This is a genomic window from Macellibacteroides fermentans (genome assembly GCF_013409575.1).
GTDB classification, from domain to species: Bacteria; Bacteroidota; Bacteroidia; order Bacteroidales; family Tannerellaceae; genus Macellibacteroides; species Macellibacteroides fermentans.
Genome location: NZ_JACCCY010000002.1, coordinates 194,036 through 217,431, shown reverse-complemented (window position 1 = coordinate 217,431; position 23,396 = coordinate 194,036). Strand labels below are relative to the sequence as shown.

The window sequence follows — 23,396 nt, the reverse complement described above, 5'->3', positions numbered from 1 at the left end:
CTTATCCTCTTTTTTCGTCTATCGGTAAGCGGGCAAATGATCCGGGAAATTCACGGTTAATAAAGTCGATCATCTTTTCGCGCACATCCACTTTAAGATCCCAGTTTCTGGAAGAATCTGCACTGCTTACCAATATTCGAAGCACCTTGTACCATTCCTTGCTGTCCGTAACCTGTATATTGCATACACGTTTGTCCCAGTTTGGATTCTCACTCAATATCTCGCTGAGCTTTTGCCTCAGAGGATCTACCGGCAGATCGTAGGAGACAAATAAGAAAACTGTACCTAATATATCGGAGGTAGCGCGTGTCCAGTTCTGAAACGGCTTGGTAAGGAAGTAGTCTATCGGAACCACCAATCTCCTTTCATCCCAAATCTTTACGACTACATACGTAATGGTAATTTCCTCTACACGCCCCCACTCGCCCTCAACAATCACCACATCATCCAGTCTGAGGGGTTGTGTAAGGGCTATCTGCAAGCCAGACAAAATCTGCCCTACACTACGTTGGGCAGCCAATCCCACAATAACACCAATCACCCCAGCCGAAGCAAGCAGACTAACACCAATGTTTTTTAAGGCCTCGAAGGTCATCAGACTGATTGAAATAAACAACACTACAATTACAGCAATCAGAATTCCTTCAAACATCTTTAGCTGAGTTAGCCGTTTACGCGCCTCCAGGTTGTTTGGATCTTCAATATTCAATTTGTTCTGAAGATAGAATGACAACGACTTCACCACTTTGATAGTAAACCATCCCAAAGATGCGATCAACAATATACGGCTGATATTGGTTAGCACTTCGAAATAGTTTTCGGCAGGCATAAACAACTGATTATAAATGCTAAGCAAGATAGAGAAGAGAATCCAGAGCACAGGTGCTCTTAAGAAACTAATAATAACATCGTTCAATGGCTTGTTTGTTTTTACCACATGCCGTTTCAACCTCTTTTCAATAAAATTATATATGAAATAAATAGTAATAAAAGACAGAATAAAAAATAAGATGACAAAAGGAATCCGCCATACACTATCGTTGGAAATTAATTCTTTCAGTTGGTCCATAGGTTATGATTTTTATTGATTAAACGAATCCGAATCTATTACGGATTTACGATTTACCGGCATTATACGCCGCCCGGTATTCGTTGGGAGCAACCCCTATTCTTTGTTTAAAGAATCTTGTAAAATGTTGGGGGTACTTAAACCCCAGGTCATAAGCAATTTCGCTTATGGACTTGTTTGTATCCATCATTCGTAGCTTTGCTACTTCTATAACTTTGGAATGAACATACTCCTGAGCAGAAACTCCGGTCTCCTTTTTAATCAAATCGCCAAAATAGTTGGCTGATAAATTGAGCTCCTCAGCACACCAGGCAACAGACGGCAAACCAATGTTCTGGGGTTTATCCGACAAGAAATAATGATTTAAAACCCTCTCGAATCTTTCCAGAATACCCTTATTGCTATTATCCCTCGTTATAAACTGCCGATCGTAAAACCGGATACAGTAATTGAGAAACAATTCAAGATTGGATACAATTAATTGCTTGCTATGTTTATCGATCGGGTGCTGTAATTCATACTCAATTTTTGAAAAACAATCTAATATGATCTTCTTTTCCTGTTCCGATAAATGGAGCGCTTCATTAACGGCATAAGAGAAAAAATGATAGTCGTGGATATGTTTGCCCAACGATGTACCCGCAATTAAATCCGGATGAAATACCAAAGCTGTACCCTGCGGTTGGTAAAATTCATCCTTGTTCTGACCGATTACTTGTCCCGGTGCCAGGAAAATCAACGTACCCTCCTCGTAATCGTAATTGCTTAAGCCATACCGCAAATCGCCGCATTTAACTTTCTTGAAGAAAATTGTATAAAATGCATACCGGAACTTCTGGAATTTCCGGGGAGCAGCCTTGTCCAAATTAACAACGCTGATCAACGGATGTAAAGTTTCCTGATCATTAAAAGCATTATACTCTTTAATTGTATTGAAGTTGAGAATAGTATCCATAGCGATTTCATTTATTATTACAGCAAAATTAAGAAATTAAATCCTTATCTTACAGGAGTTTCCTCAAAACAGCGATTTTGGTAGGTAATCAGTAATTCATATAACAAAACACTGATTTACAGTTACTATATTTGCAAATGTATAAAAAATATCAGGAAGTAAAACCACAAACAAGTAGAACGATATAAATAATCATCCAATATGAAGAGAACAATTTATAAATCTTTTGTCGTGTTGCTATCAATGGTTAGTCTTACACCATTCCTTTCTGCCCAATCCCTCAAAAAACAAAAACCTTTGGTAATTGAGCAGCAAGGCAGTTTCGCCGTGGGTGGAACCGTGATTACTAACCCCGGCACATTCGATCCGTATAAACCAACTCCGGAGGGACAAACCTTTCATGGAGACCATGCCTATGTTTTTTACCAGATTCCTGTCAATGCAAAGAAATATCCGCTGATAATGTGGCATGGTATAGGTCAATTCTCGAAAACCTGGGAGACTACTCCCGATGGCAGGGAGGGATTTCAGAATATTTTCTTACGCCGGGGTTTTGGGGTTTATGTGATTGATCAGCCCCGCAGAGGAAATGCCGGCAGAAGTACGGCACCTGCTACCATCGATCCCGTTGCCGACGAACAGCATTGGTTTGGTGTATTTCGTGTAGGTATCTGGCCTAATTATTATGACAATGTTCAATTTGCCCGCGATTCTGAAACACTGAATCAATATTTCCGCGCAATGACGCCAAGCATCGGACCAATCGATCTGAATGTAACCACCGATGCAGCTTCCGAACTACTTAACAAAACCGGTCCGGCTATTCTTGTAACCCATTCCCATTCGGGTGGGATGGGTTGGATTACAGCTATTAAAAATAAAAATGTAAAGGCCATCGTATCCTACGAGCCAGGCAGTGGATTTGTTTTCCCGGAAGGCGAAGTTCCTCAACCGGTTGAGAGTTCGTCAGGAGCCCTTCAGGCAACGTCTGTTTCGCTGGACGATTTCAAATCACTCACAAAGATTCCTATCATTATTTATTACGGAGATAATATTCCGGAAACACTTTCTCCCAACGCTGCAGCCGATGGCTGGCGCGCCCGACTTATTATGGCAAGGAAGTGGAGAGATGTTGTAAACAAACACGGTGGAGATGTAACCGTTGTACACCTTCCGGAAATAGGCATTAAAGGTAATACACATTTTCCTTTCTCGGATCTGAATAACATTGAGATAGCCGACTTGATGTCGAAATGGCTGAAGGATAAAAAACTGGACTAACTGGTTTTAAGCACATAATGTCCAGTAAAAACAGGACTATCATTCAATGCATTTTCCGTTCAACAAACAAAGAAAAAAACAATTGACATGAAAAAATTAGCAACAATCTTTACAATCATGATCTGTACATCACTGCAAGCTCAGGTCGCAGATAGAACTGATCCGGATACAAACCCCATTGTTCAGACAAAATCGGGAACCATCCGTGGGACAAAAGATGGGAATGTTAACAGCTTTAAAGGCATTCCGTATGCAGCTCCTCCTGTTGGAGAATTCCGTTGGCGACCGCCTCAACCAGCTCCGATATGGGAAGGAGTACTAGATGCTAGTAAATATGGGGCAAATTGTGCGCAAGCCGGCTGGCCCCGGGGTTCCGGTTCTATTGCGAAGGGTTCATCAGAAGATTGTCTGTATCTAAACATCTGGCAACCATCCGATAGTAAACAAGATGCTCAGTTACCGGTTATGGTCTGGATACATGGTGGAGGTTTCGTAGGCGGAAGTGGTTCCGATGCTACGGTTTCAGGAGAAGAATTTGCCAGGCAAGGTGTAATTCTGATAACTTTCAACTATCGGTTAGGACGACTGGGGCATTTTGCTTTTCCGGCATTAAATGAAGAACACCCCGAAGAGCTTAAAGGAAGTTATGCCTATATGGACCAAATAGCAGCCCTCCAATGGATACAGGATAATATTAAATCCTTTGGTGGCGATCCCAACAATGTTACTATATTTGGAGAATCAGCAGGAGGTGTTTCGGTTCACTCTCTCCTTACAATCCCCCGGGCAAAAGGTCTGTTTCAAAAAGCAATTATCGAATCCGGAGGTGGACGTGATGGAGTACTTACAGGAAGACCTATCAGTAAAGAAAATGCAGATCCTTTCTATCCTGTTTCTGCCGAAACAATCGGAATAAATTTTGCACGTAAACATGGAATAGATAATACAGACGCAGCTGCTCTCGCCAAGCTTCGTTCCTTAAGTGTTGAAGAGATTGTAGACGGAGGTATTGAAATTCATGAAGGTCTGCCCATATACGCCGGTCCGATTCTGGACGGTAAATTGGTAACCGAAACTGCTCAAAGTGCATACGAAGAAGGACGGCAAGCACAGGTTCCACTCCTTATTGGGTCAAATAGTGCAGAAGTACCTGCAGGCTTTATCGATGCTAAATCAAAAGAAGAACTTTTCGACCTGTTCGGAGAACATAAAAATGAAGCAATCGCAACGTATGATCCCGAAGGAACCATTGATTTTGCTAAACTGCTCACATTGGTTACGACAGACAAGGTATGGGGAGAACCTGCCAGATTCACTGCAAAGGCCTTTGAAGCCAAAGGTTTGCCTGTATACATTTATCTTTTCTCGTACGTTCCGGCTTCCGTGCAAGACCGTATGCCGCATGGCGCTCCCCATGGATCGGAGATTGCCTATGTGTTTAATAATCTGAAAAGTCGCTGGGGCGTTGATACAGTTACATCCAAAGATCAGGAAGTTGCCAAAATAATGAATACCTACTGGGTAAACTTTGCAAAAAATGGCGATCCCAATGGTTCGGGTCTGCCCCAATGGCCAAGCTATAATTCCAGGAAGGATGAGATTATTGAATTCCAGCGTGATGGATCCACTGTAAACACTCCCTACCCTACTAAAGCAAGATTAGATGTGATTGAGAAGAGTCTTAATAAAAAATAAAAACGAGAATGAATAAAGTATTTATCATCGGATTGCTTACAACAATTCTATTATTTCCACAGTATATGTTTGCTCAAAACAATTCAACGGATCGTATGGCCTTACAGCCAAAAGATCAAAGTATCATCGCTATTTCGGCGCTTACCGCAAAAGGCGATTTAGTGAATTTAAAGCCTGCTTTAAATAAAGGTCTTGAAAGCGGACTAACAATCAACGAAATTAAAGAGGCAATTGTACATCTGTATGCTTATTGCGGATTTCCACGAAGCATAAGAGGTTTGCAGACATTCATGGAGGTGGTTGACGAGCGGAAGGAGAAAGGACTTATAGATGAAACCGGACCAGACATTTCTCCTATTAATAATGAAGCAAGCAAATATGACCGGGGCAAACAAATCCTGGCCGAGCTTACAAAGATGCCGCAAGATGGAAAGCCTGCAGGCTATGCGGCATTTGCACCGGTAATTGAGGTATTCCTCAAGGAACATTTATTTGCTGATATATTTGAAAGAGATATCTTAACCTACGCGCAACGGGAATTGGTAACCGTATCCGTTATCAGTGTGATAGGCGGAGCAGAACCTATGCTTCGCAGCCATTTGAATATTTGTCTGAATGTAGGATTATCTCCCCAACAATTAAAAGAATTTGTGGATATCATTCGATCTACCCTGGGCGATAAGGAGGGACATGATGCCCGGACCGTTTTGAATGAAGTACTTAAAGCAAAGAATTTAGACTGATAAATATATTAAAATTAGAATCGAATGAGACTTACAATTAAATTAAGCACATTGCTACTTATTTTTATGGTTGCGGTAAATACCAATGCTCAAAAAGCAGCTTGCACACGGCTAGACCAAACGCTTCTATTTCCGAAGGGAGAAAAAATAAAGAATAGTAATTTTACCGGCACAGCCTATCTGCAGATGTTAGTTGAAGCAGACAGCCAGAATAACAATTCCATAGGAAATGTAACCTTCGAACCTGGTGCCCGGACTAAATGGCATATTCACCCGGCCGGACAGATACTGTTGGTTACAGATGGTGTAGGATATGTTCAGGAAAAAGGGAAACCTAAAAGGGTGGTTCGTAAAGGAGATGTTGTTGTATTTCCTCCCAATGTTTCACATTGGCATGGAGCCAGTGCCGATTCGGCCTTCGTACAGATTGCCATTACCGGAAGGGAAAAAGGAGAAACAATCTGGCAAGAGATTGTAACCGACGAAGAATATCGTCAATAGTGCCTATGTACTATCTCTTTGCCTACATACTTCTATTTCTTTCATAACGAAGCACTATTCGTTTGTCATATGGATAACTTGCGTTTAACAATTGTGTAACTTGCATTCAACATATGACAAACGCAAGTTACACAATTGTTGAACGAATAAGTGTTCGTTATGAAAAAATTAAAGTCTCGCTATGTAAGAAATAGAGTGTCGTTATGAAAGAAATAGTTTATAGCAAAGCATCCCTGCAAGAATGAATTTAAATTATTTGTATTTATATAACCGATTAAAAAGAATCAGTATGAAAACAACCGTTATTGGACTTATTTTATTTATTGCCGGCATGCAGTTATCCTTTGCCCAAACCTCGGTAGCCGACGAAGAAATCATTAAACTTTCCAAAGACAAGTGGGAATGGATGGCAGAGAAAAACGTGGATACGTTAAGCAAACTCTTTCATGAGAAGGCTGTATTTGTACATATGGGAGGAGCTTGGGGAACTGAAAGGGAAATCGATGTAATCAAAAGTGGGGGAATCTGGTACAAAAAAGCGGATATCCATGAAGTTTCGGTAAACATTGTAGACAATACCGCTATTCTTTTAAATAGAATCGACTTATTGGCTGTGGTTGGCGGCAATGAAGTAACGAACCCCTTTATGGTTACAGAGGTGTATGTTAAACAAGGCGATAGCTGGAAGCTGACCGCTTTATCATTCACAAGACTGCTCACCCCTCAGAGACCACAATAATCATCCAAAGCAATGAAAAGGTGAAGGATAATTCAAAAAGTGAAACATAAAGTGAAGGATATTCGGCTAAAAGTGAAGGATATCCTTCATTATTCAACCATTTAACCATCTATATATAAACATATTAACCTGTAAAGTGAAGGATGTGAAGGATATTTTAGCGAATTAATTCGCAGATACGAGTAAGATGCCTTTATATTTTACACACAAAACAGAATTGATATATTTTTGTTTTGCAGACAAAACAAAATAGATCTCCCTCTGATTATCGTTTGTATAAAAATGAGCAAACCGGCCTTGGTGAATCACCGACAAGAGTTGGGCCTAAAATTAATAAGACCTTAGTAGTATTAAAGCTTTTTTCAGGAGTACACTTAAACAAAATGAAATGGAAACTATTAGATCGAATAAAATGAATCGTCGAACAATCTTAAAAGAAGCAGGACTTGCCCTAGCAGGAAGCGCCTTATTTCCGTTCGTTTCTTTTGCAAAATCAACGGTTGATATCAGCAGCAATAAAGCAAACCAACAAGCATCTGTTCCTGGTAAACGTAAGTTGGGTACTTCACTTGAAGTTTCAAGTGTTGGACTTGGTGTTCAGAATATGACCAGAACTTACCAAACAACAATACCTACCCGAAAGGAGATGCTCAACATTATCCATACAGCTTTTGATAATGGTGTAACATTTTTCGATGCGGCAGAAGCTTATGGTCCACATGAAGTGGAACGGATTCTTGGAGAAGGTGTTGCTTCCTTCCGCGACAAAATTGTAATTGCAACAAAATTTGGATGGAACATAGACCAAGAAACAGGAAGGATGGTAGGTGGAACCAATAGCCGCCCCGAACATATCAGAAAAGTAGTGGAAGGTATGTTGAAACGTCTGCGCACTGACCGTATCGATTTGTTGTATCAACATCGTGTAGATCAAAATGTTCCTATTGAAGATGTAGCTGGAGAAATTAAAAATCTCATTCATGAAGGAAAAGTATTGCACTATGGTCTTTCGGAACCGGGGTTACAAACAGTAAGGCGCGCACACTCAGTACACCCTATAACGGCTATACAAAATGAATATTCCCTACTATGGCGTGGTCCGGAAAATACTATGCTTCCCCTATGTGAAGAACTTGGAATCGGTTTTGTTTGTTGGAGTCCACTAGGTGTAGGGTTTCTTACTGGTGCTATAGATCCATTTACCAGGTTTGCACAAGGCGATATTCGTGGTATGGAATCCCGGTTTTCGCCCGAGAACCTACAAAAAAATCTGGCGTTGGTGGATTTAATAAAAAAATGGGCAGAACAAAAACAAGCGACTCCGGCGCAGATTTCTTTAGCATGGCTTATGGCTAAGAAACCATGGATTGTTCCTATCCCCGGTTCTACGCAAATGGCACACATGTTGGAAAACACAGCGTCTTGTAATATTAAATTTACTGCAGAAGAGTTAGCCACTTTTACCCAACAATTAGATAGTATTGAGATTGTTGGCGAAAGACTTCCTGCAGGTATATTGAGGCTTTCGGGACTTGAATCACCAGAAAAGAAGTAAGAAATGAATAAAAAAAAGAAAGTAATTCTACAAATCACCTTATGCATGTTTATGTTTATAAATGTGGCGATGGCGCAAAAAAACAACTACTTAACAATAAAAGAGCAGGGTAGCTTTGCTGTTGGAGGAACAGTCGCTACTGAACCTGGAAGTTTCGATGTTAACAATGCTCTGGACTCACAGGGACAAACATTTCATGGAGATCACCTGTACGCATTTTATCAGGTTCCGTTAAAAGCGCGTAATATGCCTTTAGTATTTCTGCATGGTGCAGGACAATCAAAAAAAACATGGGAATCAACTTCCGATGGCAGGGAGGGATTTCAGAATATATTCCTGCGCAGAAAGTTTTCTGTTTATCTGCTTGATCAGCCAAGACGTGGAGAGGCAGGTAGAAGTATGGTTGAAACAACCTTCAAGCCCAATGCTGATGAGCAATTTTGGTTCACTCAATTTAGGTTAGGAATCTATCCTGATTATTTCCCGAATGTTCAATTTCCTAAAGATGAGGCTTCACTCGAACAGTTTTACAGGCAAATGACCCCAAATACTGGTCCATTTGATACAAAAGTAATAACTGAAGCTATTTCACTCTTATTCGACAAAATTGGCGATGGCATATTAGTCACCCATTCACAAGGAGGGGGACCGGGCTGGCTTACTGCAATAAAGAATGATAAAGTAAAAGCCGTAGTTGCGTACGAACCTTACAGTGGATTTGTGTTTCCTGAGGGAGAGCTTCCTTTGCCTATCAAATCAAACGGTCTTTTTGGCGAACTAAAAGGGGTGGAAATTCCTTTATCCGACTTTAACAAACTAACCAAAATACCAATTGTGATTTATTATGGCGATAATATCGCCGATAAACCAACCGAAGTTTGGAATAAAGATCATTGGCGCTCGGGACTTGAAATGGCCAGACTCTGGGCAGCTACGATTAACCGGCATGGTGGAGATGCAACCGTGATACACCTTCCAGAAATAGGTATTAAGGGCAATACCCATTTCCCCTTTTCTGACCTTAATAATATTGAGGTAGCAGATGAATTATCAAAATGGCTGAAACAAAAGGGACTGGATAAGTAATATTGGTAGGAATCACCGTAATTTATATACCAACTATGTACTTTATAATTTCGAACTTTGCATTAACAAGTTCATTATTAATAGAATAAATAAGACAGATATATAATTACTGTATAGAATATAATAATCGAAATGCAATATTTAAAATTTGAAAAATGAAGAAATTGACCTCTATTATCGCAATAGCAGCTTCAATTGCTGCTGTAGATGGGATAAATGCACAATCAACCGAAAAGTATACACAAAATCCCTGGACTTTGGTATATGATGGTGCTATAACCAAAAATGAACCCGGAAAAGTTAATATCCATCCGGTAACTTATAAACTGAACGGGATTGATATCGCAGCGAATGTGTACACGCCGGCAAACTACGATGCTTCCGGAAAATACCCTGCCATTGTGGTAGCTCATCCTAACGGAGGTATCAAAGAACAAACAGCCGGACTATACGCTCAGCGTTTAGCGGAGGCCGGATATATTACAATGGCGGCAGACGCTTCTTATCAGGGTGCAAGTGGCGGAGAGCCCCGGCATACTGATAATCCGGCATACCGTACAGAAGATATTCGTGGTATGGCAGATTTTATCACAAAATATGCCGGTGTTGATGCGAATCGTTTGGGAGTTCTGGGGATCTGTGGTGGTGGTGGCTATACTATAAAAGCAGTGCAAACAGACAAACGGTTTAAAGCCGTTGCAACCTTAAGTATGTTTAATACTGGAGAGGTAAGACGCAATGGGTTTCAGAATTCTCAGTTAAGTACTATCCAGGAGCGTTTGAAGCAGGCAACAGATGCACGTACACAAATGGTTACAACCGGTAAAATTGTCTATGCAGGCGTGTCAAGTGTAAAAGATGAAGAAATTGCAAAAACATCGACCGACTTGTACAGGGAAGGATATCTGTATTATTACAGAACCCATGCTCATCCAAATTCTACATTTTTATATACAATGAGCAGCCTGTTGGATCTGATGCAGTGGGATGCAACAACGAATATGGAGCTGATAAACCAGCCTTTGCTGATGATTGCAGGAAGTAAGGCAGACACAAAATATATGACAGATGAAGCGTTTGGTAAGGCTATAAACTCCCAAAAGAAAGAATTATTTCAAGTTGAAGGTGCTACCCATATACAGACTTACTGGAAGCCCGAATATGTTAATCAGATTACGAGTAAACTGAACGAATTTTTCAGCGAAAATTTGAAATAAGGAGGATATAAACGAAAAGAGAGCTCTAAATGCATAGAGCTCTCTTTCGCGGAAGCGGGGGGATTCGAACCCCCGGTACCCTTACGAGTACGTCAGTTTAGCAAACTGGTGGTTTCAGCCACTCACCCACACTTCCTTGTGTGTTTTGTGCTTCTTCCTTCGAATTGCGTGGCAAAGATAAGCGTATATTTCTGAATAAACAAAGCTTTTTAACCTTAATTTTAAAGAAAAAGATGCTACTTTTGTGCCCGATTCTGATAGTCAACCTCTTATTACTAAATTTATGAGTAAATTTTTTCGCTCAAAACGTGCTAAACGCACTTTTATCCGCAGAGGAATTGCCCTTCTGGCCCTGCTTTTCATTCTTTGTGGCTTTTGGGCCTGGCGAATGGTACTGGCTTCCAACTTCGACATTAAAGAGACAACCTATGTATATGTAGACAGCAAGAAAGACTTTAACGATCTTTGTTCTCAGTTAAAAGATTCCGCCTCTTGTAAAAGTCTGACCACCTTCAAGCAGCTTGCTTATCTGATTGGCTATCCCGAAAAGATGAAAACCGGACGGTATGCCATCGAACCGGGAACCGGCAATCTTCGCTTGCTGAAGAACCTGATCGGGGGATTGCAGTCTCCTACCCGTATTACATTTAACAACATCCGCCTCAAAAGCGATCTGGCACAACGGCTGGACGATCAGCTGATGGTTTCGAAAGAGGAGATGCTTACTCTGTTTAACGATTCTGCCTCTTGTGCAGCTTTGGGATTTAGCCCCGAAACTATCCAGGCTATGTTTATTCCCAATACCTACGAAGTTTATTGGGATATCACGCCTGCCAACCTGATGAAACGTATACAAAAAGAATACAAGGCTTTCTGGAATGAAGACAGACTTGCCAAAGCATCCAAAGCCGGATTAACCCCCATACAAGTTTCCATTCTGGCTTCCATTGTGGAAGAAGAGACGGCCAAAGCCGACGAGATGGGGATGGTTGCCGGACTATATCTGAACCGCCTGCGCATAAACATGCCTCTGCAAGCAGACCCGACGGTAAAGTTTGCCGTAGGAGATGTAACGCTGAAGCGAATTCTGTTTGAACACCTGCAGGTAGATTCTCCATACAACACCTATAAGCACACCGGACTTCCTCCCGGTCCGATTCGTGTTCCGTCTATCGGAGGTATAAACAGCGTATTGAATCATAACCAGCACGACTATATTTATATGTGTGCGAAAGAGGATTTTTCGGGCAGACACAACTTTGCCTCCACCCTTGCCGAGCATGCAAAAAACGCAAACAAATACCGCGCAGAGCTAAACAGACGACAGATTAAGTAGGTTTTTCCTTTCAATTTATTGTAAATAAAGTATCTTTGTCGTCACATTTCAACAAAGACAACTAAAGTATTAAGATATACGATATGGAGAAACATCTTTTTTTAGGGGACGAAGCAATCGCCCAGGCAGCTATCGACGCCGGGATGTCTGGAGTGTATGCTTACCCTGGAACCCCCTCTACCGAAATTACGGAATATATTCAAAATTCCGCTACTGCAAAGCAGTTGGGTATCCACAGCAACTGGAGCTCAAATGAAAAAACAGCCCTTGAAACGGCTTTGGGTATGTGCTATGCAGGCAAGAGAGCTCTTTGTTGCATGAAACACGTAGGACTGAACGTAGCAGCCGACTGTTTTATGAATGCATCGATGACGGGTATTCACGGTGGTATGATTATCATCACTGCCGACGATCCATCTATGCACTCATCACAAAACGAACAAGACAACCGCGTATATGGCAACTTTGCCATGATACCAATGCTTGAACCGAGCAACCAGCAGGAGGCATACGATATGGTGTACGATGGGTTCGAACTTTCCGAGAAACTGGGTTATCCCATTTTACTTCGCATCACCACACGTATGGCACACTCACGCTCGGGCGTAGTAACCCGTCCGGCTAAAGAACAAAACGGACTTTCATACCCGGCCGACGGTCGCCAGCGATTTATCCTGCTCCCCGCCCTGGCCCGCAAAAGATACAAGACACTGTTGGCTGCGCAGGAAGGATTTACCACCGCATCCGAAGAGTCTGCTTACAACACCTACTTCGATTCTCCCAACAAGAAGCTGGGTATCATTACAACCGGCATCGCCTTTAATTACCTGTCTGAAAACTTCCCTAACGGATTCGAGAATCCGGTACTTAAGATATGTCAGTACCCTCTTCCTAAAAAGCAGTTGATCAAGTTGGCCGAAGCGTGCGACGAACTGTTAGTAATTGAGGAAGGATATCCCGTTGTTGAAGAACAGCTGAAGGGTTTTCTTGGGAAAGGGCTGATCGTTCACGGTCGCCTGGACGGAACCTTGCCCCGCGACGGCGAATTAACGCCCGATTTGGTGGGACGTGCCCTGGGCAAAGAGGTGGCAACCTATTATACGATTCCTCCCGTAGTGGAGATGCGTCCGCCTGCTTTATGCCAGGGTTGCGGACACAGGGATTTGTATGATGCAATGAACGAAGTGTTGAATGAATACAAAGAACCTAAGGTTTTTGGAGACATTGGCTGTTATACCCTGGGGGCCCTCGCTCCTTTCCGGGCAATTGATACCTGTGTGGATATGGGTGCTTCCATCACAATGGGAAAAGGAGCTGCCGATGCGGGATGTTTCCCGGCAGTTTCGGTAATTGGCGACTCAACGTTTACCCATTCGGGAATGACCGGCTTGCTTGATTGCGTGAATGAAAATACCAATATGCTGCTTATCATATCGGACAACGAAACCACGGGTATGACCGGTGGACAGGATTCGGCCGGTACAGGCAGACTCGAATCTATCTGTCTGGGTATCGGAGTAGAGCCGGCGCACTTGCGAAGCCTGATTCCTCTGAAGAAGAATTACGAAGAGATGAAACAGTTGATCCGCGAAGAAATCGAATACAAAGGGCTATCCGTCATTATCTCACGCCGTGAGTGTATCCAGACTTTAGCCAGAAAGAAAAAAGCAAGCAAGAAATGAAAACAGACATCATACTATCAGGCGTAGGTGGACAAGGTATCCTCTCTATTGCAGCTGTTATTGGTGAAGCAGCACTTTACGATGGCCTTTACATGAAGCAGGCCGAAGTACACGGGATGAGTCAGCGGGGTGGCGATGTTCAATCCAACCTTCGCATCAGCGACAAACCCATTGCATCCGATTTGATTCCACTTGGTTCGGCCGACCTGATCATCTCGCTGGAGCCGATGGAAAGTCTGCGTTACCTGCCCTATCTGAAGAAAGATGGTTGGCTGGTTACTAATTCGGTCCCATTCGTTAATATCCCCAACTACCCGGACATCAAAGAGGTATATTCAGCACTCAATGCTCTTCCTCACAAAGTGATGCTGGATGTAGAGAATATTGCCAAAGAGATTGGTTCGGTACGTTCGGCTAATATTGTTATGCTGGGAGCTGCTGCTCCGTTCCTGGGTATCGAATACACCAAACTGGAACAGGGAATCCGCGATATCTTCGGGAAAAAGGGTCCCGAGGTAGTGGGCATGAACATCTTAGCCCTCGAAGCTGGTTACGATGTAGCTAAAAAGCTACTTTAAGTATATCCACATTCGTATAAGATCCTTCCCAAACTGTAAGGCAGGGAAGGATCTTTTCATGTAAATCAGAATCGTTTTGTATAACTATGACAGTAAGGCTGCGTACCTTTCCTTTCATAGTAATCCTGGTGATATGCCTCCGCCTCCCAGAACATAGTAGCTTTCGTAACCTTGGTTGCCACTTTATAACCTTTGGCCTTAAGCAGATCAATTAACTTAAGGGCCACCTCCTTTTGTTGTTCGTTGGTGTAAAAGACCTCCGATCGATACTGATCCCCCACATCAGGTCCCTGGCGGTTAATCTGCTCCGGGTCATGAATCTCGAAGAATCTTTTGGCAAGGACTTCGTAAGTAACCTTGGCCGGATCAAAAATTACACGTACTGCCTCGGCATGGCCTGTAGTATGACTACACACCTCTTCGTACGTAGGATTAGGCGTTTTACCACCTATGTAACCCGACTCTACAGTAAGTACGCCGTCCACACGTTTCAGCAGATGTTCCACTCCCCAGAAGCAACCTCCGGCAAATATAGCAGTCTCCGTCTTGGCTGGAGTCGTTGCCTGATCTTTGCGGAACACCAGCGAGATAGAGTTTACGCAATGGCGTGTATCCTTGGATGTGAACCCTTCTCCTTCAAATACATGCCCCAGGTGAGCGCCGCAAGCAGCACAAACAATTTCAGTTCGCCGCCCGTCGGCATCCTTAAAGCGTTTTACAGCTCCTTTAATTTCATCATCAAAACTGGGCCATCCACAACCGGAATCAAACTTATCGGCCGAACGATACAACGGAGCATCGCACTGTTTACAATGGTAAGTACCTTTTTCCTTATGATTGGTATAAATTCCCGTAAAAGGATACTCTGTTCCCTTATCAATGATAACTCTCTTTTCTTCCGGTGTAAGCGATCTCATATGCTGCCCATTTATAAAATTTGAAACTAGTAAGAATAAAATAAACCAATAAACACTTGTATTCATATACTACCATATTTACAAGATTGATATTTATTTAACAAAAGGGAGGGACGACTTGTTGCAATGCATTTGCTTGAAACAATATAAAGGAATTCCAGCCGTTTTATTTGGTATTAAACAACAGCATCATGGTAAAGAAACTCTTCCATCCCTTTCTGTTATCTCTTGTGCTTATGGGATGCAATACGCAGCCGTCTGCACAAACGCCGTCCGGCTCCTCCTCGCAAATAGTGATTCATCGTTTCGACAAGGCCCTCTTCCTGTGTATGGAGAGTAAAGATGAAAAGTTACGGCAAGCTTTGGAAAAGGAGTATCCGCAAATGCTTGAAATATTGGACAAGAGTCTATTTAACTCTTCCGACAGCTCTATATCTGCTGTAAGCCTGAATTTATTCAAGTACTACAGCGAACCAACCTTAAAGAATCTGTACGCTGATGCTATTAAGGAATATGATTCGGTGGGGGATATTGAAGCAGCCTTAACAACCGGTTTTGCCTATCTGCACAGTCAGTTTCCCGATATGCAGATTCCGGCAGTTTACATGCATGTATCCGGACTAAACCAGAATGTACTGGTGGCTGATAGTCTGCTTTCTTTGTCGGCCGACAAATACATGGGTATTGAGTATCCTCTTTATAAAGCTTTCTTTAACCAGCCGCAGCGGAATAAGATGCAAAGGGAATTGGTGGCGGCCGACTATCTGGTCGGATGGCTAATGTCTGAATTCCCTTTTACAGGCAACGAACAACAGTTGCTGGACCGGATGGTGTACGAGGGGAAAATAAAACAACTGGTTTTGGAAGCACTTCCGGGAATAAAGATGGAAACATTGATGGGCTATACGCAACAGGATGCCGACTGGTGGCAAAAGAATGAGGGCGTACTATGGAAATACATAATAGAACACAAACAATTAAACGCGGCCGACCGTATTACAACAGCACGCTACTTTGAAGACGCACACAACAACTTCCCGGTAATAGGAGCTCCTGCCAACACTGGAACCTGGCTAGGATGGCAAATTGTAAAAGCATACCAAAACAAAAGCAACGCAACCCCACAACAACTTATGCAAGTTACAGACCCAAACGAAATCCTTCGGGTGTCTGAATATAAACCATAAAAAAAGAGGTGAGTCCAAATTTTGGGCTCAATTACGTTAGTAAATTCGTTTGTTTCGATTGCAAAGTATTATCATATATAAATCCAATCCGACAGTATAAATATACCTTGTTCGGTTTGTAACATGGAATTCTAGATATCTTGTTTAAGTTGTTTTCAGATGTCTTAATGGATATTTATCGTGAAGGCGTCTTAATTTTTTATCTATATTAAATTCACTATAACTGCAAAAGCAAACACAACTATATTTTATCTGAATTAACCCTTATAGTCATTCTCTCATAAAATTAGAAAATATAAGTTATCAAATACTGAGGACAATCATTGTTGTAAGTTATATAAAAAATTTGCCCAGAAAATATTAATAAATAGTTTCTGGGCAAATAAAATTTAGAGTAAAATCTCACTTATTTAATGAGATCAAAATAACATCAATTAATATCCCTTATTTTGTTTTAGAACATTTGCTCCGGCTTTTTCAATATCAGAATTAGGTATTGGAAGCGCAAAATAATTATTAGGATATTCTAATGCTGGAGTACTAGCACTACCACGTCCCGCAGGAATTCCCTTTCCATTTCTAAATAAGTCGAAACTTCCATGACCTTCAAAGGCTAACTCTCTTCTTCGTTCTTTTAATATTTCATCTAATAAAGCTTGAGCATTCGCAAAATCTGAAGTTGAGTAAGTTACACCAGAATCTGATCGACCATGAACCTGATTTAAAAGAGATACAGCACCAGCATCAACAGTATTTGAACTTTTTACAAGAGCTTCAGCCTTATTCAATAAAATTTCAGCATATCGAATAATTGGAGCCCAGTCTTTAGTTCCATTTTGATATTTATTGCAATACCAGTTGCCGCCCTTTTGAACTACAACATCCGTTTTTCTCTTATCAGTATTTGAAAATAAATTTAAATAATCCGAATTAACTGTGATATCAGCACGTGCATCTTTTCCATAATGCTGTCCTAATGCATTGTTTGTATTAGGGTTATCCGATATATTCATTGCAATAAAGAAGATAACTTCAGATGATGCAGCTGGATTTGTTAAATTTGTAATTGTAGTTGATTCCAGAGAATACTTTCCGTCCAATTTATTAGCATAAGCAATCGCCTTTGCATTATCTTTCATATAAAGATATGTACGACATAGCATAGCTTGAGCAGCACTAGAAGTTGCTGTTGCTCTTCCTTCGTAAACATCATCCCTTGTGTCAGAAAGATTTTGCTCAGCATATTCAAAATCACTAATTATTTGTTTATAACAATCATCAATTGTTGAACGTGTGATTTTAATAGCTTCGGTAAACGCTGATCCACCATCGAATGCCTGCAAAACAAGAGGAACTCCTAAATTTTCAGATTCTTTAGCATACATCTGTCCCCAAAAATTTAGGGTATAGAAGTAAACAACACCACGAATAAACTTCGCTTCAGCAGAATAAGTTTTATATTCACTTTCAGTTATAACAGAAGCAGCTTTTGCACCTTCTATTCCCTTTAAAAATAAATTACATTCGTAAATCGTACGGTATGCACCTTGCCAAGCATCCTCTATAGTAGCATCGCTAGAAGTTGGCTGAAAGGTTGACAAGTTTCCAAAGAAAGTTGGAGGATTCAGATCAATGCCTCTAGCATCAACATAAATTTGCGCACGTCCACCTAAAAATTCAGAATTTTGAAGTGCATCGTATAAACCTACAGATGCTGCCGCGATTTTAACTGGATCAGAGAAAATCTGATCGGCAGAATCGCCCATATAGTATGGGTTATTATCAAGCACGTCACTCTCACACGATGTGAAAAATAAAATAGACGCACATACTAATCCTATGTATTTATGTATTAATCTCATAATTATAAATTTTAATATTATAGCGTAATATTTAAACCAAATGTAAAGGTTCTTGGATAAGGAACAGAACGATTATCAAATCCAACTGAGTAATTTGAGTTTCTATTGGTACTAATCTCAGGGTCAGTTCCTGTATAACCAGTTAACACCGCTAAATTAGAGCCTCTTACATAAACTCTCAACATAGATATGCCGGCTTTAGTTATCAGTGACTTTGGTAGATTATAACCAATAGTAATATCACGTACACGTAAAAAATCAGCTTTTTCTAACCATAGTGTAGAGTTAGCGGGTAAAGAAACTCTATCTCCATGATAAAGCTTTGGAATATCAGTAACCTGACCCACAGTTGTCCAACGATCTTTAATTCGTTCAATATTATTATTCAACAATGTAGTCATTAATCCATTACTCGTCTGATTAAGCAAATAATGTCCCCCTGCAAATTGCAATCCTAGTGTAAAGTCAAAATCCTTATATTTAACAGTATTATCTAAATTACCATACCATTTAGGTGTTCCTGTTTTGCCACTTTCAACAGATAGATCACTTGTTCCAAGAGGTGATGCTAATGACCCATCTGCATATTTCCATTTTTGAGCAGTTGGTACTGAATAATTAGGATCATAATACTTTACTTTATTATTTGCATCATAATATCCTGCACGACCAGTTTCAGGATCTACTCCAGCATAGCGATATACTCTCCATACTCCTAAAGACTCACCAACTATAACGCTCGCAGTACCAAGAATATCAGAACCAGCTAGTTTAGTTACTTTATTCTTAACTGTAGTAAGGTTTAAAGATGAAGACCAAGTAAAATCAGAAGTTGTTACATTTACAGAATTTAATTGAAGCTCAATACCTCTATTATTCATCGCTCCAATATTTGTTGTGATCTTTGAGTCTGGAATACCAGCAATATGTATAACCGGAGCATCTAGGATCATGTCTTTTACATTTGTTCTCCAATAGTCAAAAGAAGCAGTAAGTCTACTATCGAAGAAGCTAACATCGAAACCTAAATCGATTTTTTCAACTTGTTCCCATTTAAGCTTATCGTTACCAACCTGGCTCATGCTAACGCCATTAATATCGGCGTATTGACCTCCAGCAAATAAAGTACGGCTTGCATATGGATCCACATTACTATTTCCAACGATACCCCAACTTGCTCTTACTTTGAGATCATTCATAATCTCGATATCCTTCATGAAATCTTCTTCCTTCATTCTCCAAGCAGCAGATGCACCTGGGAAATATCCTACTCTTCCAGATTTACTAAAGCCAGAATATGCATCAGCACGCATAGAAGCCTCTACAATATATCTATTTTTCCAATTATAATTTAAACGACCAAAATAGCTACTAAAACCTCTAGAATTCATTGTACCACCTGAAAAATTCTCAGTATATAAACCGTCTAGAATGTTCTGATATGTATCAAATACAAATGATCCTGCTCCAGCATATATGTCCTGATACTTTCTATATTGATATTCCATACCAACCATTACATTAAATGTATGGTCATTGTTAACAACAAAATTATAATTAGCAAAATTTTGCCAGTTCCATTGTTTAATAAATGCTATATTATCCTGAACCAAACCTCCGTAAGATTTTCCTAAACCATTAATTGCAGGATGACTATATTGATCTTCAAAGTTGTTAAGATGGTCAATATTGAATTTACTAGTTAACTTCAAGCCTTTAATTGGAGTAACTTCGGCATAAATGTTACCTAACAATCTTTCAGAAGTATTTCTATTTCTTTGTAATTCGATGGTTGCTGTAGGATGATAATAAGAATTCAAATAGGTATTAACCCCCTTATATGAATATTTATTATTTCCTGGGCCTAACAGGCCATTAACCAGATTATATTTTCCATCTACATATTCAGCACTAGTTGGCAAAGCATTATATCCAGCAACTGTTGCACCAGCAAGATATCCATCAGACAATACTCCGTTATTTTTTGTATGTGAATAATTTGCAGAAATTCCAACTTTCAACCAAGAATTAGCCTGTACGTCTGTATTTAAGCGAACAGAACCTCTTTGCATATCATTACCAATAGTAATACCTTTTTGATCTGCCCAATCAGCAGAAGCGTAGGCCGTAATTTTTTCTGTTCCACCAGAGACGGAAATAGAATGGTTATGAGTAAAACCCGTTCTAAATACTTTATCCAACCAGTTGGTTTCAGTTTTATTATCATCCCAAGCAGCAATAACTGTTCCTTCCCCCCATCTATTGGATGCTTTCTCATTACTAATATCAATAAAATCTTGCCCCCCTAAAAGTTTAGGTAATCTTGTCGCTTCAGAAACACCAACATATCCGTTATAAGAGACTGTCGCCTTTCCTTCTTTACCTCTCTTAGTTGTAATTAACAATACTCCATTTGCAGCTCTTGACCCAAATAATGCAGCAGCAGCAGCATCCTTTAGAACTTCCATTGATTCAATGTCGTTAGGGTTAATTGTGGCCATAGGATTAAAACGCGTACCATTACCACTATTAAAAACGTTTAGGTTACTTGTTTCAGTAACTGGAACACCATCAATAACAACTAATGGTTGAGATGATAAAGAAATTGAATTTGTTCCTCTAATTCGCACACTTACTCCGTCAGCTAATAACCCTGAAGACTGTGTTACTTGCACACCGGCCATCTTTCCTGCCATAGCCTGATCAAAACTTTGTACAGGCAAGTTTGTAAGTTTTTCTCCTTTAATTTGAGAAACTGCTCCAGACAAAGTGGATTTTTTCATAACCCCACCGTATGCCGTTACAACAACTTCATCCAAGTTCTGAGTATCTGATTTCAACAACACTCTCATATTAGAAGTTATTGCAACCTCTTGACTTGCCATCCCAATATAAGAAAAAACTAGGGTTTTGGCTGAAGAAGGTACATTTAGACTAAATCTACCTTCAAAATCAGTTACTGTACCAGTGGTAGTTCCTTTAACAACGACAGACGCTCCAATGACTGGCTGATCGTCTTCAGCAGAAATAACAGTACCTGTTATTTGCCGCGTCTGAGCGGTTGCCAATCCGATGCCTATTACCAGGCATAAAAATAGAAAAGTCAACTTTTTCATAGACATTCTTTTAATGTTAAACTTTTGAATTACTAATTTACACACACTTTAGCTTAATTTATGTTTTCAGTTTTAAGAAGCAAATATAATAAAAAAAACAATTTTGAACACAATTAACGATATTATTTACAAAAAAACAGTTTAAACAACATAAAAATAACAAACATTCTGCTCAACATGAGGAACAAGCGGGTTAAGTATTTAACATTAAAACTACATTTTGACACTTCAAACGGGCATAAATAATATGCTTACATATTGATAGTGCAGGTCGTTGTTACAAATCGTAAGCAACTAAAGTTTTTTAATCCTTTGTTTACAGAGTTGAACAAATGACATATTAATTTTAACGCTATTGAACCTAGTAAATATACATTTATTTATAAAACCAAACGGCTGTTTATTGAAAAAAAGCGGCCACCTGAAAACAGGCAGCCGCTTCATTTTAGATTATACTTGATTGAATTATTTGGGCAAATTGACATCCCAGGCAGTTGTTTGAACAACTCCAAAGCCTGCATTCACCTCCTTAGCAGGTATTGGATATACAAACTTGGATACATCAAAATTCTTATAGGTACCATTGCCTACGCTGATTTTCTCACCTAAACGGCGTGCATCCAGAAAACGGTGTCCTTCTTGTGCTAATTCCAATTTTCGCTCTTTGTTTATAAACGAAATAATTGTTGCATCTTCAGGAATGTCCGAATCTTCCAACGCAGGATTACGCTTAGCAGCTACTTCCAGCAAACTTTGTTTAGCTTCAGCAAATTTGTTAGTCTTTGCATAGGCTTCAGCAAGCGTCAAATACATTTCGGGTAAACGGAAAACAGGTAAATTTGAAACCTGATTGTTCGCAAAGACACCGGCCATCTTTCCGCCCTTCCATTCCCCACCAAGCAATGCAAGGCGAATATCTGTAGAAGGGTATTCGGCGATTGTCGATTCATTTAAAGACATACCATAGTCTCCATATAATGTATTTAATGAATTAGCCGACAAATAATCGGTGGCCGATTTAGCTATTACAAATATATCTTCGGATGAAATCACAAGCGAACGGTACAGTTGGATATAGTCTTCTTTACTTGACACAATAGCTCCATCTTTCAATGCAATTGCTTGGTTTGCGGCAACGATGGCTCCGTTGTAGTCTTTCATATACAGTTTAACCCGAGCCTCCAATGCAGAAACAGCTGCTTTGTTCATAAATATATAATCTACATCTTCCACTCCCTCCTTGGCAAAATATTCTTTTGCCTTGGCAATGTCTGAAAGAATCTGGTCGTAGTTCTCACCTACAGTACTTCTCTTTATCTGTTCGAAAGCTGCAACCGGCTTTGTTACATTTACAATTCCTAATGTAGACTTATTGGCATCCGAGTATGGTAAACCAAAATAGTTTACCAAATAAAATGAACTTAATGCTCTTACAGCATAAGCTTGAGCAACACAACGATTTACCACAACAGATTCCGATTCGGTAAACTGAGCCGAAGTTTCTGATGCTGCTATGATACGTGATGCACGGTCAATGGCATAATACCCTGTTCCCCAAATTTCCTCCAGATATGTATTGGTATCCAATACCTGGTATCTGAAAATATTATAGAAATGTGAGGTAGCAGCAGTATGTGCTGCCAAATCAGAAGAGGCATCTCCCATAGCAAGAATGTTTCTTCCTAAGAAAGAATAACGGCCCAATGTTTGATACAGTCCATTCAATGCATTTGTATAATCTTGCGAGGTATTAAATGCCTGATTGTCCGGAATGGATACCGACGGTGTTTCCGTAAGAAAATCATCGCAAGAAACAGAGCTTATCATCAGCATTCCTGAAAGTGCGATCAAAAATATATTTTTCATACTCTACTTTC

18 protein-coding genes and 1 tRNA gene are annotated in these 23,396 nt (G+C 40.3%); 12 read left to right on the top strand and 7 right to left on the bottom strand.

The genetic code is table 11. The features are described 5' to 3' along the window. Position 1 precedes the first annotated feature (1 nt). Both F5613_RS05955 and F5613_RS05950 read right to left on the bottom strand, forming a co-directional pair. Complete coding sequence (locus F5613_RS05955) at positions 2 to 1,069, bottom strand: mechanosensitive ion channel family protein (RefSeq protein ID WP_179399084.1); 1,068 nt, start codon at positions 1,067 to 1,069, stop codon at positions 2 to 4. 46 nt (positions 1,070 to 1,115) lie between these two features. Beyond that, positions 1,116 to 2,024 carry a helix-turn-helix domain-containing protein gene (locus F5613_RS05950; RefSeq protein ID WP_079683626.1) on the bottom strand — a complete coding sequence of 303 codons (909 nt, stop codon included), beginning with the start codon at positions 2,022 to 2,024 and terminating at the stop codon, positions 1,116 to 1,118. Between the two features lie 201 nt (positions 2,025 to 2,225). Between F5613_RS05950 and F5613_RS05945 the strand changes: the two genes are divergently transcribed. From F5613_RS05945 to F5613_RS05910, 8 genes are all read left to right on the top strand, one after another. Continuing rightward, positions 2,226 to 3,305 (top strand): alpha/beta hydrolase, encoded by a 1,080-nt coding sequence (locus F5613_RS05945; RefSeq protein WP_218858886.1) that lies wholly within the window; start codon positions 2,226 to 2,228, stop codon positions 3,303 to 3,305. Between the two features lie 87 nt (positions 3,306 to 3,392). Then, complete coding sequence (locus F5613_RS05940; protein ID WP_179399083.1) at positions 3,393 to 5,000, top strand: carboxylesterase/lipase family protein; 1,608 nt, start codon at positions 3,393 to 3,395, stop codon at positions 4,998 to 5,000. An 8-nt stretch (positions 5,001 to 5,008) separates the two neighbouring features. Further along, complete coding sequence (locus F5613_RS05935) at positions 5,009 to 5,743, top strand: carboxymuconolactone decarboxylase family protein (RefSeq protein ID WP_179399082.1); 735 nt, start codon at positions 5,009 to 5,011, stop codon at positions 5,741 to 5,743. Between the two features lie 24 nt (positions 5,744 to 5,767). Continuing rightward, positions 5,768 to 6,244 carry a (R)-mandelonitrile lyase gene (locus F5613_RS05930; protein WP_179399081.1) on the top strand — a complete coding sequence of 159 codons (477 nt, stop codon included), beginning with the start codon at positions 5,768 to 5,770 and terminating at the stop codon, positions 6,242 to 6,244. Between the two features lie 289 nt (positions 6,245 to 6,533). After that, positions 6,534 to 6,983, top strand: coding sequence for a nuclear transport factor 2 family protein (locus tag F5613_RS05925; RefSeq protein WP_179399080.1), 450 nt, complete (start codon positions 6,534 to 6,536; stop codon positions 6,981 to 6,983). A 388-nt stretch (positions 6,984 to 7,371) separates the two neighbouring features. Next, positions 7,372 to 8,538: an aldo/keto reductase gene (locus F5613_RS05920; RefSeq protein ID WP_246303364.1), complete on the top strand. Its 1,167-nt coding sequence runs from the start codon at positions 7,372 to 7,374 to the stop codon at positions 8,536 to 8,538. 3 nt (positions 8,539 to 8,541) lie between these two features. Beyond that, positions 8,542 to 9,624, top strand: a complete 1,083-nt coding sequence (locus tag F5613_RS05915; protein WP_179399079.1) for an alpha/beta hydrolase — start codon at positions 8,542 to 8,544, stop codon at positions 9,622 to 9,624. A 155-nt stretch (positions 9,625 to 9,779) separates the two neighbouring features. Beyond that, on the top strand, positions 9,780 to 10,841 hold the full coding sequence (locus tag F5613_RS05910; protein WP_179399078.1) for an alpha/beta hydrolase: 1,062 nt from the start codon (positions 9,780 to 9,782) through the stop codon (positions 10,839 to 10,841). 49 nt (positions 10,842 to 10,890) lie between these two features. On the opposite strand, the gene F5613_RS05905 is transcribed toward F5613_RS05910, so the two are convergent. Continuing rightward, a tRNA-Ser gene (locus tag F5613_RS05905) sits at positions 10,891 to 10,977 on the bottom strand. Positions 10,978 to 11,124: 147 nt separating this feature from the next. On the opposite strand from F5613_RS05905, the gene mltG reads away from it, so the two are divergent. From mltG to F5613_RS05890, 3 genes are all read left to right on the top strand, one after another. After that, the gene (gene mltG / locus F5613_RS05900; RefSeq protein ID WP_079684554.1) at positions 11,125 to 12,177 is read left to right on the top strand and encodes an endolytic transglycosylase MltG; all 1,053 of its coding nucleotides are present in this window, start codon (positions 11,125 to 11,127) and stop codon (positions 12,175 to 12,177) included. 83 nt (positions 12,178 to 12,260) lie between these two features. Continuing rightward, on the top strand, positions 12,261 to 13,859 hold the full coding sequence (locus F5613_RS05895; RefSeq protein WP_179399077.1) for a thiamine pyrophosphate-dependent enzyme: 1,599 nt from the start codon (positions 12,261 to 12,263) through the stop codon (positions 13,857 to 13,859). Continuing rightward, positions 13,856 to 14,437 carry an indolepyruvate oxidoreductase subunit beta gene (locus F5613_RS05890; RefSeq protein WP_179399076.1) on the top strand — a complete coding sequence of 194 codons (582 nt, stop codon included), beginning with the start codon at positions 13,856 to 13,858 and terminating at the stop codon, positions 14,435 to 14,437. Before F5613_RS05895 ends, F5613_RS05890 begins: the two co-directional genes overlap by 4 nt. 65 nt (positions 14,438 to 14,502) lie before the next feature. On the opposite strand, the gene F5613_RS05885 is transcribed toward F5613_RS05890, so the two are convergent. Next, positions 14,503 to 15,354, bottom strand: coding sequence for a bifunctional methionine sulfoxide reductase B/A protein (locus F5613_RS05885; RefSeq protein ID WP_068182425.1), 852 nt, complete (start codon positions 15,352 to 15,354; stop codon positions 14,503 to 14,505). 191 nt (positions 15,355 to 15,545) lie between these two features. Between F5613_RS05885 and F5613_RS05880 the strand changes: the two genes are divergently transcribed. Next, positions 15,546 to 16,541 (top strand): gliding motility protein GldB-related protein, encoded by a 996-nt coding sequence (locus F5613_RS05880; protein ID WP_179399075.1) that lies wholly within the window; start codon positions 15,546 to 15,548, stop codon positions 16,539 to 16,541. Positions 16,542 to 16,975: 434 nt separating this feature from the next. On the opposite strand, the gene F5613_RS05875 is transcribed toward F5613_RS05880, so the two are convergent. The 3 genes from F5613_RS05875 to F5613_RS05865 all read right to left on the bottom strand — a co-directional run bounded on the left by F5613_RS05875 (position 16,976) and on the right by F5613_RS05865 (position 23,385). After that, positions 16,976 to 18,403 carry a RagB/SusD family nutrient uptake outer membrane protein gene (locus F5613_RS05875; protein ID WP_179399074.1) on the bottom strand — a complete coding sequence of 476 codons (1,428 nt, stop codon included), beginning with the start codon at positions 18,401 to 18,403 and terminating at the stop codon, positions 16,976 to 16,978. Positions 18,404 to 18,420: 17 nt separating this feature from the next. Next, positions 18,421 to 21,519, bottom strand: a complete 3,099-nt coding sequence (locus F5613_RS05870; protein ID WP_179399073.1) for a SusC/RagA family TonB-linked outer membrane protein — start codon at positions 21,517 to 21,519, stop codon at positions 18,421 to 18,423. 465 nt (positions 21,520 to 21,984) lie between these two features. After that, entirely contained in the window at positions 21,985 to 23,385 is a 1,401-nt protein-coding gene (locus F5613_RS05865) for a RagB/SusD family nutrient uptake outer membrane protein (protein WP_179399072.1), read from the bottom strand. Positions 23,386 to 23,396: the final 11 nt, after the last annotated feature.

What these genes read in the sequence shown, in the direction of transcription:
- F5613_RS05955 (WP_179399084.1), bottom strand. Translation starts at nt 1,069, where the DNA reads ATGGACCAACTGAAAGAATTAATTTCCAACGATAGTGTATGGCGGATT.
- F5613_RS05950 (WP_079683626.1), bottom strand. Translation starts at nt 2,024, where the DNA reads ATGGATACTATTCTCAACTTCAATACAATTAAAGAGTATAATGCTTTT.
- F5613_RS05945 (WP_218858886.1), top strand. Translation starts at nt 2,226, where the DNA reads ATGAAGAGAACAATTTATAAATCTTTTGTCGTGTTGCTATCAATGGTT.
- F5613_RS05940 (WP_179399083.1), top strand. Translation starts at nt 3,393, where the DNA reads ATGAAAAAATTAGCAACAATCTTTACAATCATGATCTGTACATCACTG.
- F5613_RS05935 (WP_179399082.1), top strand. Translation starts at nt 5,009, where the DNA reads ATGAATAAAGTATTTATCATCGGATTGCTTACAACAATTCTATTATTT.
- F5613_RS05930 (WP_179399081.1), top strand. Translation starts at nt 5,768, where the DNA reads ATGAGACTTACAATTAAATTAAGCACATTGCTACTTATTTTTATGGTT.
- F5613_RS05925 (WP_179399080.1), top strand. Translation starts at nt 6,534, where the DNA reads ATGAAAACAACCGTTATTGGACTTATTTTATTTATTGCCGGCATGCAG.
- F5613_RS05920 (WP_246303364.1), top strand. Translation starts at nt 7,372, where the DNA reads ATGGAAACTATTAGATCGAATAAAATGAATCGTCGAACAATCTTAAAA.
- F5613_RS05915 (WP_179399079.1), top strand. Translation starts at nt 8,542, where the DNA reads ATGAATAAAAAAAAGAAAGTAATTCTACAAATCACCTTATGCATGTTT.
- F5613_RS05910 (WP_179399078.1), top strand. Translation starts at nt 9,780, where the DNA reads ATGAAGAAATTGACCTCTATTATCGCAATAGCAGCTTCAATTGCTGCT.
- mltG (WP_079684554.1), top strand. Translation starts at nt 11,125, where the DNA reads ATGAGTAAATTTTTTCGCTCAAAACGTGCTAAACGCACTTTTATCCGC.
- F5613_RS05895 (WP_179399077.1), top strand. Translation starts at nt 12,261, where the DNA reads ATGGAGAAACATCTTTTTTTAGGGGACGAAGCAATCGCCCAGGCAGCT.
- F5613_RS05890 (WP_179399076.1), top strand. Translation starts at nt 13,856, where the DNA reads ATGAAAACAGACATCATACTATCAGGCGTAGGTGGACAAGGTATCCTC.
- F5613_RS05885 (WP_068182425.1), bottom strand. Translation starts at nt 15,354, where the DNA reads ATGAGATCGCTTACACCGGAAGAAAAGAGAGTTATCATTGATAAGGGA.
- F5613_RS05880 (WP_179399075.1), top strand. Translation starts at nt 15,546, where the DNA reads ATGGTAAAGAAACTCTTCCATCCCTTTCTGTTATCTCTTGTGCTTATG.
- F5613_RS05875 (WP_179399074.1), bottom strand. Translation starts at nt 18,403, where the DNA reads ATGAGATTAATACATAAATACATAGGATTAGTATGTGCGTCTATTTTA.
- F5613_RS05870 (WP_179399073.1), bottom strand. Translation starts at nt 21,519, where the DNA reads ATGAAAAAGTTGACTTTTCTATTTTTATGCCTGGTAATAGGCATCGGA.
- F5613_RS05865 (WP_179399072.1), bottom strand. Translation starts at nt 23,385, where the DNA reads ATGAAAAATATATTTTTGATCGCACTTTCAGGAATGCTGATGATAAGC.